Consider the following 17,608-nt stretch of genomic DNA (forward strand, 5'->3'; position numbering starts at 1 on the left):
GCTCCTGCTTATTGTGAGTTTGTGTGCCAGACACGTTGAGAAATATCCACCTTGACCGGCACCAGCCGGTTGGCGAAGAACAGGTCGGCGGTTTGCTGCTGGGCGGCAATAGTCTTCGCATCCAGCGGTTTGATCGCGGTAATGGGGCGATGATCCAGATAAGAGGCAATCACCGGTTCTGGTAATCCCATCGCATTCGCCAGCAGCGTGACGCTTTTTGCCCGATCGCTACGGGTTAACGCATCGGCCTGCGTCAGGGTATCCAGAACCTGTTGGATGAATGGGCCATTGGCTTCGGTGTAGGGGCGAGCGGCCAGGTAGAATGAACCGGTCTGGTTCAATTGGCTGCCGTCGGTCAGCACCCGGACGCCGCCTTGCAGCAACGCAGCGGAATAGTAAGGCTCCCAGATCGCCCAGGCATCGACGTTACCCTGCAGGAAGGCCGCGCGAGCGTCGGCAGGCGTTAGGTAAATTGGTTTGATATCGGTAAACGTCAGGCCAGCCCGTTGCAAGGCACGTAGCAGCAGGTTGTGCGAACTGGAACCTTTCTGGAAGGCGACTCTGCGCCCTTTCAGCTCGGCAACGCGGTTAATCGGGCTGTTTTCCGGCACCAGGATCACTTCCGCTTGCGGCTTTGGCGGTTCTACGCCGACATACAGCAGATCGGCTCCGGCGGCCTGAGCAAAGATCGGCGGGATATCGCCGGTGCTGCCCAAATCGATACTGCCGACGTTCAGTGCTTCGAGCATCTGCGGGCCTGCCGGGAATTCGATCCAACTGATTTGCGTGCCGGGGAAACGCTTCTCTAGCAATTGGTGCGTTTTTGCCAGCACCAGGCTGACGGAACCTTTCTGATAGCCAATGCGGAACTGGGCTGGGGCATTCTCCTGTGCGCCGGTGGCCTTAGCGGTCGCCAAGGAAAAAATTGCCAGCAGTGCAGCCGTAGTGAACCCGCGGCGAAGAGTTGAGAGTCGCTTCATCATTGTTTCCTTTTATCTTCAGGCGGTTTGCTGGGCTAACAACGAGGAGGGGAGGTTTAATGCAGGGGATTTGCTGCGGCCCAGCGCCCAGTAAAAGCTTTCCAGCGCCTGTTCCAAACGGGTGGAAACAGGGGCAGACAGGGTGAACTGTTCACCGCTGAGTAGGATCTGGCTATCGTCGGCAAAAACGCCGTGCAGCACTTCCTGGGCTTTCAACGCCGCCAACACCGGTTTTAACGCGTAATCCACCGCCAGCATGTGGCCGGGAGAACCGCCGGTTGCCAGCGGTAACACCACCTTGTGGTCTAATGCGCGCTCTGGCAGCAGATCGAGTAAGGTTTTCAATGCACCAGAAAATGAGGCTTTATAGACCGGCGTGGCAATCAGTAGGCCGTCCGCCAGCGCGAGTTGGGCGGCAAAGGCTTTGATGTCAGGGCTGTTGAAATTGGCATACAGCAGATCGTCGGCAGCGAAGTCGCGCAAGGTATAAGCAATCACTTCCACACCCTGTTGTTGCAGCCAGCGTTGGCTCTGATGTAGCAGGGTTGCTGAACGTGACGGAACTCGTGGGCTGCCGGCCAGTGATATAACGCGCATTGCCGCTCCTTATAGCTATACCCTTCATACTTCAAGTTGCATGTGCGTTGGCTTTGTTACTCGGCCCATCCGTGGGCCTCGCCCCTTCGGGGCCGCTGCAAGCAGCGTTCAAATCTGCTCCTGGCAGATTTGTCGCTCACCCCAGGAACGATCTTGAGTAAGCTCCTGGGGATTATGAGCCTCAAAGAGGCTCACCCTGCGGGCCAGCGCAAGCGCTGTTCAAATCGGTCAAAGACCGATTTGTCTCTGCGTCGCCGCCTTCCTGCAACTCGAATTATTTTGGGTATAAAAGTTATCAATGTTAAAATAATGTTTGTTGAGTGTTTTAAAGCTAACAGCAAGTGAGGGCGTTTTTTAAATCTCAATTTCTGATTTTGATATGCGTAAATAGAGGAACGCAGGGGCTTCAAGGGCGGGTTCGGGAAAACGGTGGCGTTAAAAACGTTTTTTTTGCCTTTAATCAATTCCAATTGATGGCAGGATACCGGAGAATATGCCCCCGGCTTGCAACTAACCGGGAAATCAGGAGAGTACATGTACTACCCCCTCATCAGGAAAGCGTTGTTTCAGCTCGATCCCGAGCGTGCGCATGAATTGACCTTCAGTCAGCTCCGCCGGATCACCGGCACTCCGTTAGAGTTTCTTATCCGTCAGTCCGTGCCGACCAAGCCGGTGAACTGCATGGGGCTCTCTTTTAAAAATCCGTTAGGCCTGGCCGCCGGTCTGGATAAAGACGGTGAGTGCATTGATGCTTTTGGTGCGATGGGGTTTGGCTTTGTTGAGGTGGGAACCGTTACCCCACGTCCACAGCCCGGTAATGATAAACCACGCCTGTTTCGCATTGTTGAAGCTGAAGGGCTGATTAATCGCATGGGATTCAATAACCATGGCGTGGATAATCTGGTTGAGAACGTTAAAAAATCCCATTTTGGCGGCATTCTGGGGATTAATATTGGCAAGAATAAAGATACGCCGGTAGAACAGGGTAAAGATGATTACCTGACCTGTATGGATAAAGTGTATCCCTATGCCGGTTATATCGCGATTAATATCTCTTCACCCAATACGCCGGGATTACGCTCGTTGCAGTATGGCGAAGCATTAGACGATCTTTTGCTGGCCATTAAAAATAAGCAGGCCGAATTGCATGCCCGCCATCACAAATATGTGCCGGTGGCGGTAAAGATCGCGCCGGATCTTTCAGAAGAAGAATTGATCCAAATAGCCGACAGTCTGGTGCGGCATAATATCGATGGTGTGATTGCCACTAATACGACCCTCGATCGTAAATTGATCCAGGGCTTGAATTACTGTGAGCAAACCGGCGGGCTCAGTGGTCGCCCGGTACAATTACGCAGCACTGAAGTGATCCGCCGCTTGTCACAGGAGCTACAAGGGCGCTTGCCGATTATCGGCGTGGGGGGAATCGACTCCCTGACCGCTGCGCGGGAAAAAATGGCGGCGGGGGCAACGTTGGTGCAAATTTATTCCGGATTTATCTTCCATGGTCCGCGTTTGATTAAAGATATCGTTACCCATATCTAATATTTTTCCCTTCATTTCTGGCCGGGGGTTTATTTCTGCTCCCGGCTCGTCTATATTTTGTTCGTCAGTCTAAATATCGTTCGTAGAATTAGCGGCTGTAGGGGTGATAAAATCATCTGTTAGGGTATCGCGTTGTTAAGTAGCACGTTGGCAAGAGGGATAAGCAATAATGAAGATAAAACCAGACGATAATTGGCGTTGGTATTTTGACGCTGAACACGATCGAGTCATGCTCGATCTCGCTAATGGTACTCTCTTCCGTTCGCGCTTTCCGGCAAAAATGCTAACGCCGGATGCGTTTGCTGAATGTGCTTTCTGTGTTGACGATGCGGCACTCTATTTTGATTACGAAGAGCCCTGTAAACAGCTGCAGCTCAGCCATGAGCAGCGCGCCGAACTGGTATTGAATGCCCTGGTCGCGTTCCGTTTCCTGAAACCCTTGATGCCAAAGAGCTGGCATTTCACCCAGCAGCATTATCCGCTGCAGCCCAAGAATGGGACATTGGCGGCGGTGAAGGTGATGGATAGCGGCGAAGACGCCCACCTGCTGGTGGTTGAGGCCGGCGATCATGCCAGCCTGTGCCTGCTGGCGCAAAACCAACTGAAGTTAGCAGGCCGCACCATGGTGTTGGGCGATGCTATCAAGGTGATGCACGATCGCCTCAAGCCTTGCATTCTGGATGATTTATCCGCTCCGGCTTACGACAGAGCGGTTTAGCCTCAGGCCAGTTTTACATCGCTTTTGGGAATGCAACTGCAACACAGAACGGTGCCGTCGTTGCCGATGGCGCTCTGCTTCAATGGGGCGACGTCTCCATCAACCAACTGGATCCGGCAACTGCCGCAAATACCCGCCCGGCAGGAGTAAGGAATGCGGATTCCCTGCTGCTCTAACTGCTCCAGCAAGATCTGCTGATTATTACCGGTGAACACTTGCCCGGCGTATTCGATCGTCACGCTGTGCGTGCCGTCTTGCGGTGCCTGCAGGCTGGCTACAACCTTACCCGCGCCATATGGCCGCGGTGGCTTGTTGGACAGCACCTCAACCGTATCCCCTACGCGGATAATACCGCTGTTACGGGCAATCATATTCTGACCGAAATCGATATCGCCATTCTCGGCAGTGCGGAATTTTTGCAGCGTACTGAGCGGTTCGCCGCTCGGGTGCTTGCGGCCACGCTCGGTGCTGACGGTAGTCAGAACACAGCGGCTGCAGGGTTTCACCAGATCAAACATTACCTCGCCGACGCGAATCACCTGCCAACTATCTTCAGCCCAGGCACTGGCTCCGCTGACCACCAGGTTCGGGCGGAACTGTTCCAGCTTGATACTGCCAGGGCAGCGCTGTTGCAGATCCAGGAATGACGCTTCGTTGACCAACAGATACGGATAGCCGTCGGCGAACGACAGTGGAATTTCCGGGTGTTTTGTTACTCTGCGGGTTAATTGCGGCCCAACCCAGCGTAGCTGCACATCACGCTGAAAATAGCCGCTGAGCCAACCGTTGATCGCCTGTGGGGCAATCAGCGCGGTGAAATGGTTACCCCAAACTTCGGTCGGGTGCTCATCGGCGGCAAAATCATGGAAGCGGATCGTAGCACTTTCGCCATCCGGGGCGGTCAGGTACAGGCCATCTGGTAACAAAGCCGGGGTAAACAGCACCATCTGCGGGTATTGGCGGGCCGTAATAAAAGTGCCATCGGGGTCGGTGATCATAAAGCTGCGATCAAAAGCCAGCCCGTGGCTTGCCGCCTGCGCATGAGAAAGCTGTAAACCGCGTAGTGATTTGACCGGATGAACGTAAAGTCGCGAAAGCGTGATCACCGCTGCCTCCATAACGATGATGAAATAGAAGGGAGCAACTTTATGACAAGCGGCCGGGATTAGCTATAATGCGCAACAATTTTCTTTTTGGTGATAAGCACGATATGAACTCTCTGTTTGCCAGCACGGCGCGTGGATTGGAAGAACTGTTAAAAAGCGAACTGGAGCTGCTGGGTGCTCATGCCTGTAAAGTGGTACAGGGTGGGGTACATTTTCAGGGTGACGATCGTCTGCTGTACCAAAGCCTGCTGTGGAGCCGCCTGGCTTCACGCATTCTGTTGCCGCTGAATGAATTCCGCGTGCACAGCGATCTGGATCTGTATCTTGGCGTTCAGTCGATTGATTGGCCAAGTATTTTTGGCGTGGATAAAACCTTTGCCGTCCACTTCAGCGGCGTTAATGAAGAGATCCGCAACAGCCAGTATGGTGCGCTAAAGGTTAAAGACGCGATTGTCGACAGCTTTACCCGCAAAATTGACCAGCGGCCAAGCGTGGCCAAGCAACAGCCGGATATCCGCGTCAACGTATTCCTGCAGCGCGATATGGCCAGCGTAGCGCTCGATCTCAGCGGCGAAGGCCTGCATCAGCGTGGCTACCGCGATCTCACCGGCCAGGCACCGCTGAAAGAAAACCTGGCGGCCGCGATTGTCCAGCGTTCCGGTTGGCAGTTAGGCACGCCGATGCTCGATCCGATGTGCGGTTCCGGCACGCTGTTGATTGAAGCGGCGATGATCGCCTCCGATCGCGCGCCCGGCCTGCATCGCCAGCATTGGGGATTCAGCGCCTGGAACGGCCATAACGTCGAACTGTGGCGCGAAGTGATCACCGAAGCGCAGGTGCGTGCGCGCCGTGGTTTGCAGGAAACCACGTCCCGTTTCTTTGGTTCAGATATCGATCGCCGGGTGATCGAGATGGCACGCGGCAACGCTCGCCGTGCCGGTGTGGCGGAATTGATCACTTTTAATGTTAATGACGTCAGTAAACTGACCAATCCATTGCCGGAAGGCCCAGTGGGCACCGTGATCAGTAACCCGCCTTACGGTGAACGCCTTGAGAGCGAACCGGCGCTGATCGCCTTGCACAATATGTTGGGCCGGATCATGAAGAGCGCGTTTGGCGGCTGGCAACTGTCATTGTTCAGCGCTTCACCTGAGCTGCTGAGCTGCCTGCAACTGCGCGCCGAACGCCAGTTCAAAGCGAAAAACGGCCCGCTGGACTGCGTGCAGAAAAACTATCAGCTGGCGGAAAACCCCCAGGGTTCTGCTGGCGTACAGGTGGCGGAAGATTTCGCTAACCGCTTGCGTAAAAACTTGAAGAAACTGGAAAAATGGGCGAAACAGCAGGGGATCGAATGCTATCGCCTGTACGATGCCGATTTGCCGGAATATAACGTGGCGGTGGATCGCTACGGCAGCAAAGTGGTGGTGCAGGAGTATGCTCCGCCAAAAACCGTTGATGCGCAGAAAGCGCGCCAGCGTCTGTTTGACGTAATTAATGCAACGTTGTCGGTGCTGGATCTGCCTTCCAATCAGCTGGTATTGAAAACCCGCGAGCGGCAGAAAGGCAAAAACCAGTATGAAAAACTGGCGCAAAAGGGCGAGTTTTTGCTGGTGGAGGAATTTAACGCCAAGCTGTGGGTGAACCTGACGGATTATCTGGATACCGGCCTGTTCCTCGATCACCGCATTGCACGCCGGATGCTGGGTGAAATGAGCAAGGGTAAGGACTTCCTCAACCTGTTTGCCTATACCGGCACCGCCAGCGTACATGCCGGGTTGGGCGGTGCGCGCAGCACTACCACGGTGGATATGTCGCGTACCTACCTGGAATGGGCAGAGAAAAACCTGCGGGTTAATGGCCTGACCGGCAAACAACACCGATTAATCCAAGCAGACTGCCTGTCATGGTTGCATAATGCGGACGAACAGTTCGATGTGATCTTTATCGATCCGCCGACCTTCTCCAACTCTAAACGGATGGAGAACTCTTTTGATGTGCAGCGCGATCACCTTGACCTGATGAAAGATTTGAAGCGGTTACTGCGCCGTAATGGAACCATTATGTTCTCCAACAACAAGCGCGGTTTCCAGATGGATCTGGCTGGCCTGAACGCACTGGGTCTGGAAGCGAAAGAAATTACCGCCCAGACCTTGTCGCAGGACTTTGCCCGTAACCGTCAGATTCACAACTGCTGGCTGCTGAACCATGCCGGCGAAGGAAAATAATTACTATGTCGTTAATCAGCATGTCGGGTGCCTGGCTGTCTTTCAGCGATGCACCTTTGTTAGACAACACCGAAATTCATATTGAAGATAACGAGCGCGTGTGCCTGGTTGGGCGCAATGGCGCAGGTAAATCCACGCTGTTGAAGATCCTCGGCAAAGAGGTCCCTTTGGACGATGGCCGGGTGATCTACGAGCAGGATCTGATAGTGGCGCGCTTGCAGCAGGATCCGCCGCGCAATATTGGCGGCACGGTGTTTGATTTTGTCGCTGAAGGCGTGGCCGAGCAGGCCGAGCATCTGAAGGCCTACCATGCGATTTCGCATCAGGTGGAGCTGGATCCCAGCGAAAAGAATCTGGCGCGCATGGCGCAGATCATGGAGATCCTCGATCACCAAGGCCTGTGGCAGCTCGACAGCCGCATCAGCGAAGTGCTGTTGCAGCTTGGGCTGAATGGCGATGCCGAACTGTCTTCGCTTTCTGGCGGCTGGCTGCGTAAAGCCGCGCTTGGCCGTGCGCTGGTCAGTTCACCGCGCGTGCTGCTGCTCGATGAACCCACCAACCACCTGGATATCACCACCATCGATTGGCTGGAAGGTTTCCTGAAAGAGTTCCAGGGCAGCATTGTGTTTATCTCGCACGACCGTTCGTTTATCCGCAATATGGCAACGCGCATTGTCGATCTCGATCGCGGCAAGCTGGTGTCCTGGCCGGGTAATTACGAGCTCTATCTGACAAGCAAAGAAGAAGCGCTGCGGGTGGAAGAGCTGCAAAACGCCGAATTTGACCGCAAGCTGGCGCAGGAGGAAGTGTGGATCCGTCAGGGCATCAAGGCCCGTCGCACCCGTAACGAAGGCCGTGTGCGTGCGCTGAAAGCGCTGCGTAACGAACGTTCGCAACGGCGCGAGGTGATGGGCACCGCCAAGATGCAGGTTGAGGAAGCAGTACGCTCCGGCAAGATCGTGTTCGAAATGGAAGACGTCAATTATCAGATTGGCGATAAAGTGCTGGTGCGCAACTTCAGCGCGCAGGTACAGCGCGGCGATAAAATCGCTTTGGTGGGCCCGAATGGTTGTGGTAAAACCACGCTGTTGAAATTGATGCTCGGTCAACTGAAGGCCGACAGTGGCCGGGTGCACTGCGGTACCAAGCTGGAAGTGGCTTATTTTGACCAGCACCGTGCTGAGTTGGATCCAGAACGCACGGTGATGGACAACCTGGCAGAAGGCAAGCAAGAAGTCATGGTCAATGGCCGTTCACGCCATGTGCTGGGCTATCTGCAGGACTTCCTGTTCCATCCGAAGCGCGCGATGACGCCGGTGAAAGCGTTGTCCGGCGGGGAGCGTAACCGCCTGTTGTTGGCCAAGCTGTTCCTCAAGCCCAGTAATTTACTGATCCTCGATGAACCGACCAACGATCTGGACGTAGAAACGCTGGAATTGCTGGAAGAGATGATCGACAGCTATCAGGGCACGGTGCTGCTGGTGAGCCACGATCGTCAGTTTGTGGATAACTCGGTGACGGAATGCTGGATTTTTGAAGGCAACGGTGTGATCGATACCTACGTAGGTGGCTATTACGACGCTCATCATCAGCGTGCCACCGCGAAGCCAATCCGCCAGGTGGCTGTGGCCCAAGCCAAGCCCGTTGCGGAAAAAAAAGTTGAGCCAGCCAAAAAATCGGTGGCCAAATTAAGTTATAACCTGCTGCGTGAGCTGGAACAGCTGCCGCAGCGTCTCGAAAAGCTGGAGGCAGATATCGAGGCGTTGCAGGCGCAGGTGAGTGATGGGGGATTCTTTTCTCGTCCACACAGCGAAACACAGCAGGTATTGCTCGATCTCGCTACGGCTGAACAGGCTCTCGAAGAGGCTTTCGCCCGCTGGGAAGAGCTGGAAGCGATGAAGAACGGTTGATTGGTAAATACCGGCCCGCACGCTGCTGTGGGCTGGTACTCCGGTGAACAGCGTTGTTAAGGATGAATATGGTGTGTTCCCACGAAAATCATAAGCAGCATAGCCATGAAAATAATGGCGAACGGCAGCAGGATGACCTGATGCTGTGCCCACAATGTGACATGCTGGTGGCGTTACCGCCGTTGGCATTCGGCTCCAAGGCGGTTTGTCCCCGCTGCAAAACCACGCTCAGTTCGCGCTGGGATGAGCCGCGTAAACGACCTATTGGCTATGCTTTCAGCGCATTGCTTATGCTGGTGCTAGCCAATCTTTTCCCGTTCGTTAATATGCGCGTTGCCGGTATCACGAGCGAAATCAAACTGATCCAGATCCCACAGGTGATGGTGGCGGAAAATTACGCCAGCATGGCCACGCTGTTTATGGTGCTGGTTCAGCTTATCCCTGCGTTTTGCATGCTGGCGATTATTCTGCTGTGTGCCAGAGCGCGTATCCCGCTAGGGACGAAGGTGTGGATGGCCAAGGTGCTGTTCCAGTTCAAAACCTGGTGCATGGTGGAGATCTTTCTCGCCGGGGTATTGGTCAGCTTCGTCAAACTGATGGCCTATGGGGATATCGGCATTGGCACCAGTTTTATCCCTTATTGCCTGTTTTGCCTATTGCAGGTGCGTGCATTCCAGTGTGTGGATCGCCGCTGGCTGTGGCAGGACATTGAAGCGGCGCCCCAGCTTGAGCGCCCGGCGCAGGTCGGCCGCACGGGGTTACGGCAGGGGCTGCGTTCCTGTCAGTGTTGTACCGCGATCCTGCCTGCCGAACAGATCCGCTGCCCGCGTTGCCATTCCATCGGGCATGCGCGCCGTCGCCATAGCCTGCAGTGGACGATGTCACTGCTGGTGACGTCGATTATGTTGTATATCCCCTCAATGGCGATGCCGATTATGATCACTGAGGCGTTGGGTAACAAAATGCCTTCGACCGTGATGGCCGGGGTGATCCTGCTGTGGGGGGAAGGGGCTTACCCGGTGGCCATGGTGATTTTTATCGCCAGCGTTATGGTGCCGTCACTTAAGATGCTGGCGATCGGCTGGTTATGCTTAGATGCCAATGGCAAAGGCAAAGATCGTGCCGACAGTGAACGTATGCATCTTATCTATGAAGTTGTGGAGTTTGTTGGCCGTTGGTCAATGATTGATGTATTTGTTATCGCCATATTGTCGGCATTGGTACGTATGGGACAATTGATGAGTATTTATCCTGCCACGGGTGCGTTACTGTTCGCCGGGGTGGTTATCCTCACTATGTTTGCTGCCATGACGTTTGATCCCCGTCTGACTTGGGATCGCGTAAATGAAACAATAAAGAAGGAGCCGCAAGGTGAAGGAAAGTAATCATAGCGTCGCGGACGTTGAAAAGATCAAGCGTTGGTCGCCGGTGTGGATCATTCCCATCGTGACCGCGCTGATCGGCGCATGGATCCTGTTTTACCACTTCAGCCACCAGGGGCCAGAGGTGATGCTGACGACCACCAGCGCCGAAGGGCTGGAAGCGGGCAAGACTAAAATCAAGAGCCGCAGCGTTGACGTGGGCGTAGTAGAAAACGTGACGCTGAGTGAAGATCTGAGCAAAGTGCTGGTGCAGGCGCGTCTGAATTCCGGCATGGAAGCATTGCTGCGCGAAGATTCTGCCTTCTGGGTAGTGAAACCGCAGATTGGCCGTGAAGGGATCTCGGGCTTAGGCACGCTGCTGTCCGGTGCCTATATTGAATTGCAACCGGGGAACAAAGGCAAAGAAGGCAAAGACGACTTCCAATTGCTGGATGCGCCGCCGCTGGCACCACCCGACGCCAAGGGGCTGCGCGTGCTGCTGGACAGTGAAAAGTCCGGTCAGTTGAATGCGGGCGATCCGGTGTTGTTCCGTGGTTACCGCGTCGGCTCGGTTGAAACCAGCTACTTTGATGCCAAAGAGCGTGTGATGCGCTACCAGCTCTTTATTTCGGCCCCTTATGATCAACTGGTAACCAGCAACGTGCGCTTCTGGAAAGACAGTGGCGTGGCGTTTGATATGTCTGCGCAGGGCATGCGCGTAGAGATGGGGTCACTGACGACGTTGTTCAGCGGCGGCGTCAGCTTTGACGTGCCGGAAGGCTGGGAACGTGGTGAGTCGGTCAAAGAGAAGTCGGAATTCCAACTGTTCGACAACGAGCGCAATATTCAAGACTCCTTGTATACCGAGCATACCGATTACCTGATGTTCTTCTCGGATTCGGTACGTGGCCTGCAGGCTGGGGCTCCGGTGGAATTCCGTGGGATCCGCCTGGGTACCGTGGCACAGGTGCCGTTCTATAAGGAAGGCATGACGCAACGTCTGGATTCCGATTACCGTATTCCGGTGCTGATCCGCATTGAACCCGATCGTTTCCAACAGCAGTTGGGCAAAGGCTTTAACATCCAGCAACATCTGAAAGACGCAGAAGGCCGTGGCATGCGTGCTGCCCTGAAGTCTGCCAACCTGTTGACTGGCGCACTGTATATCGATCTGGATTTCTATCCACAGGAAAAACCGTGGAAAGGCCCGAGTGAGATGTTTGGTTATCCGTTGTTGCCAACCACCAGTGCTGGTTTGGCGCAGATCCAGCAGAAACTGATGCAGACGCTGGATAAGATCAATTCGATGCCTTTGACCCCGATGATCAACGAAGCGACCAAAACGCTGGCCGAAAGCCAGAAAACCATGCAGGAAACGCAAAAAACCATGCAGTCGCTGAATGAAATCATCTCAAGCAAAGAGATGAAGGCGCTGCCTGCGGACATGCAAAAAACGCTACAGGAACTCAATCGTAGTATGAAAGGGGTTCAGCCTGGTTCACCGGCCTACAACAAGATGGTTGGCGATATGCAACGCCTCGATCAGGTGTTGCGTGAACTGCAGCCGGTGCTGCGCACCTTGAATGAAAAGAGTAATGCCCTGGTGTTTGAAGCCGCGGGTAGTGACGATCCTCAGCCGAAGAAGGCCAAAAAATGATGAAATGGATTCCGGTAGCTCTGGCGCTGTTGCTGAGCGCCTGTAGCGGCACGCCAAGCAAGACTTATTACCAGTTGCCCGCGTTGGGGGCAACAACTCAGGTGAGCGAAGCCCCAGCATCACGCCAGCTTTGGTTGGAACATGTCAGCGTGGCGGATTTTCTGGCGCAGAGCGGTGTGGTCTATCAGACCAACGACGTGCAGTATGTGATTGCGCAAAACAACCTGTGGGCCAGCCCGTTAGATCAGCAGTTGCAACAAACGCTGGTGAGCAATCTCAGCGGTGCGCTGCCGGGTTGGGTGGTGTCATCACAGCCGATGAGCAGCGATCAGGACGTGCTTAACGTGACGATCAGCGGCTTCCATGGCCGCTATGATGGTAAAGCGATCATTCGCGGCGAATGGGTGCTGAATCATCAGGGGCAGCTGATTAAACGGCCATTTAACCTGGAATTGAAGCAAGAAGAAGATGGTTATGACGCTCTGATTCGTACCCTGGCACAGGGGTGGCAGCAGGAAGCATTGGCTATTGCGGCTCAGGCGACACGTTTTTAGTTATAATCGGTAATAAAATAGTCTAAACCTCTCCCGGTAAAGAATCTGCGCATTCTTTATCGGGATTTTTTTATTAAATTTCATGATGTTATAATCGTCTTTGCTTATCAGCCACTTAGCAGATTCTCCGGGCGTAGCTCACAAATATGACATTGGTGTGGAATGGGTACATTGATCTTCCCGCCATTTGGAGCTATTTCTTAAATGTGGCTGCGCAAAAAGTGGCCATTGTTTTCTTTCCACCAGAGCAAAAATGAGGGAAACGAGGCATGAAGAGACAGAAACGAGATCGTCTGGAGCGGGCTCAATCGCGTGGTTACCAAGCAGGTATTGCGGGGCGTTCAAGAGAGCTTTGCCCCTACCAATCTTTAGATGCACGGGCTAACTGGCTGGGAGGGTGGCGACAAGCCATGGAGGACAGGGCTGTGACCGCTTAAGCGGCTCCCTGTTGTGAAGAAGGAACAACCTCCGCCAAGGCGGAGGTTTTCGTTTCAGGTATAAAATTATTCCTGCCAGCGCTTCAGCAAGATACTCGCATTGACCCCGCCAAAGCCGAAGCCGTTAGATAATGCATAGGTCATCGCCATGGGTTCTGCCTGGTTCGCTACCAAATGCAGGCCCGCCGCGGCAGGATCCGGGTTATCCAGATTCAACGTGGCTGGGGCGATTTGATCGCGCAGCGCCAACGCGGTGAAGATGGTTTCCAAACCACCGGCAGCACCCAGCAAATGGCCGGTGGCCGATTTGGTTGAGGTGATAGCAATACCACCACTGGTACCAAACAGGTGCTTGATGGCATTGATTTCACCCAGATCGCCGACCGGTGTGGATGTGGCATGGGCGTTCAGATGCTGTACCTGTTCGGGGGCCACTCTTGCCTGTTTCAAGGCGATCTTCATTGCCCGATAAGCACCGTCACCATCTTCGGCACCGGAGGTCATGTGATAGGCATCTGCGCTGGTGCCGTAGCCAACAATTTCGGCCAGCGGTGTGGCACCGCGTGCCAGAGCATGCTCCAGAGTTTCGATCACCAACATACCGGCTCCTTCCCCCATCACGAAACCGTCGCGGGCGCTATCGAAGGGCCGCGAGGCGCGGATGGCTGCTTCAGCTGGCGCTGTTGACATAGCGCGTGCGGCGGCAAATCCTCCCAGGCTGACGGTATCAATGGCCGCTTCTGCTCCGCCGCACAGCGCAATATCGGCTTCGCCATTACGCAGCAACCGTACTGCGTCACCGATAGCTTGGACGCCAGCAGCACAGGCGGTGACCGGTGCACCGATTGGCCCTTTGAAGTGATGCTTGATGGAGACATGCCCGGCCGCCAGATTGACCAGAAATGAGGGGATGGTAAAAGGTGAAAGGCGTTTTACCCCACGGCTGTCGGTAGTGCGCACCGCATGGGCAATGGCTGGGAACCCGCCGATGCCAGAGGCGATGACCGTGGCGGTGCGCTCCTGCTTATCTTCACTATCGGCAACCCAACCAGCCTGCTGGATGGCCTCATCAGCTGCCGCCATCGCCAGCAGAATAAAGCGGTCCATCTTTTTTTGATCTTTCGGTGCAACAGAGAGATCGGGATTAAAGCCCGCTTCGGCATCCTGCGCTAACGTAGGAATTTGGCCTGCGATTTTGACCTGCAGATCCGCCACCATTGGCTCGGGTAGCGGGCTGATCCCAGATTGACCCGCCAGTAAGCGCCGCCAGATGGTTTCTACGCCGCAACCCAGAGGAGAGACAGCCCCCATCCCGGTGATAACGATACGATGACTGTTCATAATGACTCCTTGGACGATTCAGTGAGTAAAGCGGAATGTCGTTGCATCCGTTGGGCGCGTGAACGTATGCCTTCGCTGGCTGCCGGGCCCGCTGCCAGCGTCACGTGCTGCAAAGTGACCGGCTGTTGTGTCATGGTGTCGATCAACTGTGGCTGTATCGGTTTACCACTGCGCCGATCCACCAACTGTGCGGCGATGCCATCATCAGCCAGATGCGTATTGCCCCAGTGGAACAACGTGACCAGGACGGGGAAAAAATCTTTGCCACGCTCGGTTAACAGATACTCATAACGCGTTGGCCGCGTTTGATACCGCTGTTTGTGCAAAATCCCGCTTTCCACCAGAAACTTGAGCCGCCGGGTGAGGAGCGAAGGGGATAGCCCCAGGCTTTGCTGAAATTCATCAAATTTGGATATACCATGAAAAGCATCCCGCAATATCAGGATGCTCCACCATTCCCCCACGCGGCCTAAAGAACGGGCGATCGGGCACGGGGTTTCTGCGAAACTGACTTTTTTCATTCTATTCCTTTCCCCTGTAACTACATTTATTGTAGTTACAAAATCACCGTTAACCAAACCCGCTTTATGGTATGAAATAACGCTACTATGGGAAAATAGACGGCGGCCAGGAAGGGCCGCCGTAATGGTGCTTAGAATGCAGCGGCGTCTTTGAACAGGCCCACTTTTAGATCGCTGGCTGTGTAGATTAATTCGCCGTCAACCAGCACTTCACCATCGGCAACACCCATAATCAGTTTGCGGGTGATTACGCGTTTGAAATTGATGCGGTAGGTGACTTTCTTGGCGGTTGGCAGCACTTGGCCGGTGAACTTCACTTCGCCCACACCCAGCGCGCGGCCTTTACCTTCGCCACCCAACCAGCCGAGGTAGAAACCGACCAGTTGCCACATGGCGTCAAGACCCAAACAGCCAGGCATGACCGGATCGCCGATAAAGTGGCAACCAAAGAACCACAGATCCGGATTGATATCGAGTTCGGCTTCTACATAGCCTTTATTGTAGCTGCCACCGTCTTCGGTCATTTTGACCACGCGGTCCATCATCAACATGTTACCTGCTGGCAAAGGTGGGCCACCGGCGCCAAACAGTTCGCCGCGACCAGATGCTTCGAGGTCTTCTTTCGTATAGGATTCGCGTTTATCTACCATGTTTCAGTAAGCCTTATTTTAATGAAGAACGCAGATTAGCTAACACGTGTACGCTGAACAAGTCCGATCAGCCGTGGTTAAACCAGTTAAGCCAACGTAATGGCCATGGCCACTGGCGACGTTCTTGTGGATTGACTTGTGCAATCCGCTCTTGAATGGCTGCCAGCAAGCTAGGTTGTTGCTCATCGGCGTAAGGATATCCAGTTAATAATGGCAGAGCCTCTGCAACACTGTCCACTGCCCACAGGTGGAATTGCTCTTCGCGCACGGCGTCGATCACATCCTGGCGCAGGCAGAGATTGCGCACATTACTGGCAGGCAGAATAACACCCTGTTTACCCGTCAGGCCACGACGCAGACAGACCTCGAAGAAACCTTCGATCTTTTCATTGACTCCGCCAATCGGTTGCACATTACCAAATTGGTCAACGGAGCCGGTTACGGCGATTTGCTGAGTGATCGGCTGTTGTGACAAGGCACTGACCAAGGCACAAAGCTCTGCCAGGGAGGCACTGTCGCCATCCACTTCGCCATAGGACTGCTCGAATACAATCGACGCTGAGAAGGGCTGCTGCTGGTCAAGCTCCAGTTCCGAGATCAGGAAGGCCTGCATAATCATCATGCCCTTGGCATGCAGGTTGCCCCCTAGCTCGGCTTTACGTTCAACGTCGGTAAATTCACCGTCACCGAGATGCACCACGCAACTGATGCGTGAAGGTTCGCCAAAACTGCGTGGATGACCGGGATAATCCAAGACGGACAGGCCATTAATCTGGCCGATGACTTCGCCTTCGGTTTCGATCAGGATTTGGCCTAGCTCTATCTCATCCTGCATGCGCTCTGCGAGATAACTTTCCCGCCATTCGCGCGCGTTTAGCGCTGCTTCCAACGCCTTGGCGGAGATCTGTTCTCCTTCGGCATACAGCGCCGCCTCAGAGAGCTGCTGGCTGACCCACAGCGGTGACAGTGGCAGGTTACCCTGGTCACCAGTATAACGCACCGCCTGCACCATCAGAGGTTGCCAGGCGTCTGCCGCCAAAGGAGGTAACTGTTGTTCAGCAATAACTGCATTGATATAGCTGCACCACTGCACCATGTCATCCGCTTCTGTGAGTTGAAGATCGTCTTCATATTCACCATAGATGGCCTGTTCGCACAGCTCGGGCTCGATGTCATGGAAATCGGCCAAACCGTGGCGATCGCCAACCACGATCAGGCGCAACTCCAGCGGCATAGAGGGGATAGTCACCGGCAGTGGCCGGGTTTCATCCGGGGTAAACCATTGGAACTGGCGCTGCATGATCATTTGCTTTAAGCGCAGCCACAACAAGGGCTGTGCCAGCAATGCACGCACCGACAGGATCAGTACCCCACCGTTGGCCTGGTGGATCAGGCCCGGTTGCAGGGTGATTTCACCGTTGTGCATTCTGACGCAGCCAAACAATTGTTCAGGCTCGATCCAATCCTGGTAGACGCAGGCTCCGCCAGCCGCGAAGGGTTCATCACCACGAACGGCGGACTCCACGCTGATCTTGCTGGCGTCCACCACATAGTGACTGCCTTTAATGGTGCTCTGCGGCTGTAACTTTTCCACCGCTTGGGCAACCAGCGCCAGATACTCACGCGTTTCCTGTGCTTTCAAGAGCATAAAACGGGGTTGGGACAGCGGATGCAGAAATAGCGTCAGCGCATTATCCAAACGGGGCTGGATGGCAGAAAAGGTTGCGGGTGCCAGTTGAGAGGCAGAATCAAATATCGCCTGATAAGGCGTAGCAGCGGGCAACAGAGATTGCCATTCAAGTCGGTTATTGGTCAAAGTGTTAGATGCAATCGTTAAAAAGGGAAAGGGCGATTATACAAGAATAACGCCAGCTTGATAGATGCAGAGTGGTTGTTGGTGGCAGGGAGTTTGACATCATACGAAGACTGTGCAAAAAACAAGCTAAAAGTGGTTTTAATTGCCGAGGAAAATCGGCATAAAGCTGTTATGCTTAATAAAGTTACGC

At 54.3% G+C, this 17,608-nt stretch carries 16 protein-coding genes; 9 read left to right on the forward strand and 7 right to left on the reverse strand.

The window, feature by feature from the left end; translation table 11 throughout:
- Positions 1-8: 8 nt before the first annotated feature.
- Positions 9-983 carry a sulfonate ABC transporter substrate-binding protein gene (locus WG891_RS18310; protein ID WP_443006172.1) on the reverse strand — a complete coding sequence of 325 codons (975 nt, stop codon included), beginning with the start codon at positions 981-983 and terminating at the stop codon, positions 9-11.
- 15 nt (positions 984-998) lie between these two features.
- Entirely contained in the window at positions 999-1,577 is a 579-nt protein-coding gene (gene ssuE, locus WG891_RS18315; RefSeq protein WP_337264028.1) for an NADPH-dependent FMN reductase, read from the reverse strand.
- A gap of 153 nt (positions 1,578-1,730) precedes the next feature.
- Here ssuE and WG891_RS18320 point away from each other — a divergent pair, with 153 nt between their 5' ends.
- The 3 genes from WG891_RS18320 (at position 1,731) to WG891_RS18330 (ending at position 3,840) form a co-directional block, all read left to right on the forward strand.
- A complete protein-coding gene (locus WG891_RS18320) occupies positions 1,731-1,922 on the forward strand; it encodes a hypothetical protein (RefSeq protein ID WP_337265222.1) in 192 nt (63 codons plus the stop codon).
- Between the two features lie 189 nt (positions 1,923-2,111).
- Positions 2,112-3,122 (forward strand): quinone-dependent dihydroorotate dehydrogenase, encoded by a 1,011-nt coding sequence (gene pyrD / locus WG891_RS18325; RefSeq protein ID WP_076942207.1) that lies wholly within the window; start codon positions 2,112-2,114, stop codon positions 3,120-3,122.
- A 169-nt stretch (positions 3,123-3,291) separates the two neighbouring features.
- Positions 3,292-3,840 (forward strand): cell division protein ZapC, encoded by a 549-nt coding sequence (locus tag WG891_RS18330; protein WP_337264029.1) that lies wholly within the window; start codon positions 3,292-3,294, stop codon positions 3,838-3,840.
- 2 nt (positions 3,841-3,842) lie between these two features.
- Here the strand turns inward: WG891_RS18330 and WG891_RS18335 are convergent, their stop codons facing one another.
- Positions 3,843-4,946, reverse strand: a complete 1,104-nt coding sequence (locus WG891_RS18335; protein ID WP_337264030.1) for a YcbX family protein — start codon at positions 4,944-4,946, stop codon at positions 3,843-3,845.
- A 104-nt stretch (positions 4,947-5,050) separates the two neighbouring features.
- On the opposite strand from WG891_RS18335, the gene rlmKL reads away from it, so the two are divergent.
- The 6 genes from rlmKL (at position 5,051) to rmf (ending at position 13,090) form a co-directional block, all read left to right on the forward strand.
- Positions 5,051-7,171 carry a bifunctional 23S rRNA (guanine(2069)-N(7))-methyltransferase RlmK/23S rRNA (guanine(2445)-N(2))-methyltransferase RlmL gene (rlmKL, locus tag WG891_RS18340; RefSeq protein ID WP_337264066.1) on the forward strand — a complete coding sequence of 707 codons (2,121 nt, stop codon included), beginning with the start codon at positions 5,051-5,053 and terminating at the stop codon, positions 7,169-7,171.
- 5 nt (positions 7,172-7,176) lie between these two features.
- Positions 7,177-9,081 carry an ABC transporter ATP-binding protein gene (locus WG891_RS18345; protein WP_156292934.1) on the forward strand — a complete coding sequence of 635 codons (1,905 nt, stop codon included), beginning with the start codon at positions 7,177-7,179 and terminating at the stop codon, positions 9,079-9,081.
- Between the two features lie 68 nt (positions 9,082-9,149).
- Complete coding sequence (gene pqiA / locus WG891_RS18350) at positions 9,150-10,466, forward strand: membrane integrity-associated transporter subunit PqiA (RefSeq protein ID WP_337264031.1); 1,317 nt, start codon at positions 9,150-9,152, stop codon at positions 10,464-10,466.
- Complete coding sequence (pqiB, locus tag WG891_RS18355) at positions 10,453-12,099, forward strand: intermembrane transport protein PqiB (RefSeq protein WP_337264032.1); 1,647 nt, start codon at positions 10,453-10,455, stop codon at positions 12,097-12,099. Before pqiA ends, pqiB begins: the two co-directional genes overlap by 14 nt.
- The gene (gene pqiC, locus WG891_RS18360) at positions 12,096-12,653 is read left to right on the forward strand and encodes a membrane integrity-associated transporter subunit PqiC (protein WP_337264033.1); all 558 of its coding nucleotides are present in this window, start codon (positions 12,096-12,098) and stop codon (positions 12,651-12,653) included. Before pqiB ends, pqiC begins: the two co-directional genes overlap by 4 nt.
- A 269-nt stretch (positions 12,654-12,922) precedes the next feature.
- The gene (gene rmf / locus WG891_RS18365) at positions 12,923-13,090 is read left to right on the forward strand and encodes a ribosome modulation factor (protein ID WP_072010836.1); all 168 of its coding nucleotides are present in this window, start codon (positions 12,923-12,925) and stop codon (positions 13,088-13,090) included.
- A 66-nt stretch (positions 13,091-13,156) separates the two neighbouring features.
- On the opposite strand, the gene fabF is transcribed toward rmf, so the two are convergent.
- The 4 genes from fabF to WG891_RS18385 all read right to left on the reverse strand — a co-directional run bounded on the left by fabF (position 13,157) and on the right by WG891_RS18385 (position 17,418).
- A complete protein-coding gene (gene fabF, locus WG891_RS18370) occupies positions 13,157-14,431 on the reverse strand; it encodes a beta-ketoacyl-ACP synthase II (protein WP_337264034.1) in 1,275 nt (424 codons plus the stop codon).
- On the reverse strand, positions 14,428-14,952 hold the full coding sequence (locus WG891_RS18375) for a winged helix-turn-helix transcriptional regulator (RefSeq protein WP_337264035.1): 525 nt from the start codon (positions 14,950-14,952) through the stop codon (positions 14,428-14,430). The genes fabF and WG891_RS18375 overlap by 4 nt, the downstream gene beginning before the upstream one ends.
- Before the next feature lie 131 nt (positions 14,953-15,083).
- Positions 15,084-15,602 carry a bifunctional 3-hydroxydecanoyl-ACP dehydratase/trans-2-decenoyl-ACP isomerase gene (gene fabA / locus WG891_RS18380; RefSeq protein ID WP_337264036.1) on the reverse strand — a complete coding sequence of 173 codons (519 nt, stop codon included), beginning with the start codon at positions 15,600-15,602 and terminating at the stop codon, positions 15,084-15,086.
- A gap of 67 nt (positions 15,603-15,669) precedes the next feature.
- Positions 15,670-17,418, reverse strand: coding sequence for a Lon protease family protein (locus tag WG891_RS18385; protein WP_337264037.1), 1,749 nt, complete (start codon positions 17,416-17,418; stop codon positions 15,670-15,672).
- Positions 17,419-17,608 lie beyond the last annotated feature (190 nt).

Origin of the sequence: Serratia sp. MMO-28 (assembly GCF_037199905.1) — a bacterium.
GTDB lineage: Bacteria > Pseudomonadota > Gammaproteobacteria > Enterobacterales > Enterobacteriaceae > Chania > Chania oryzae.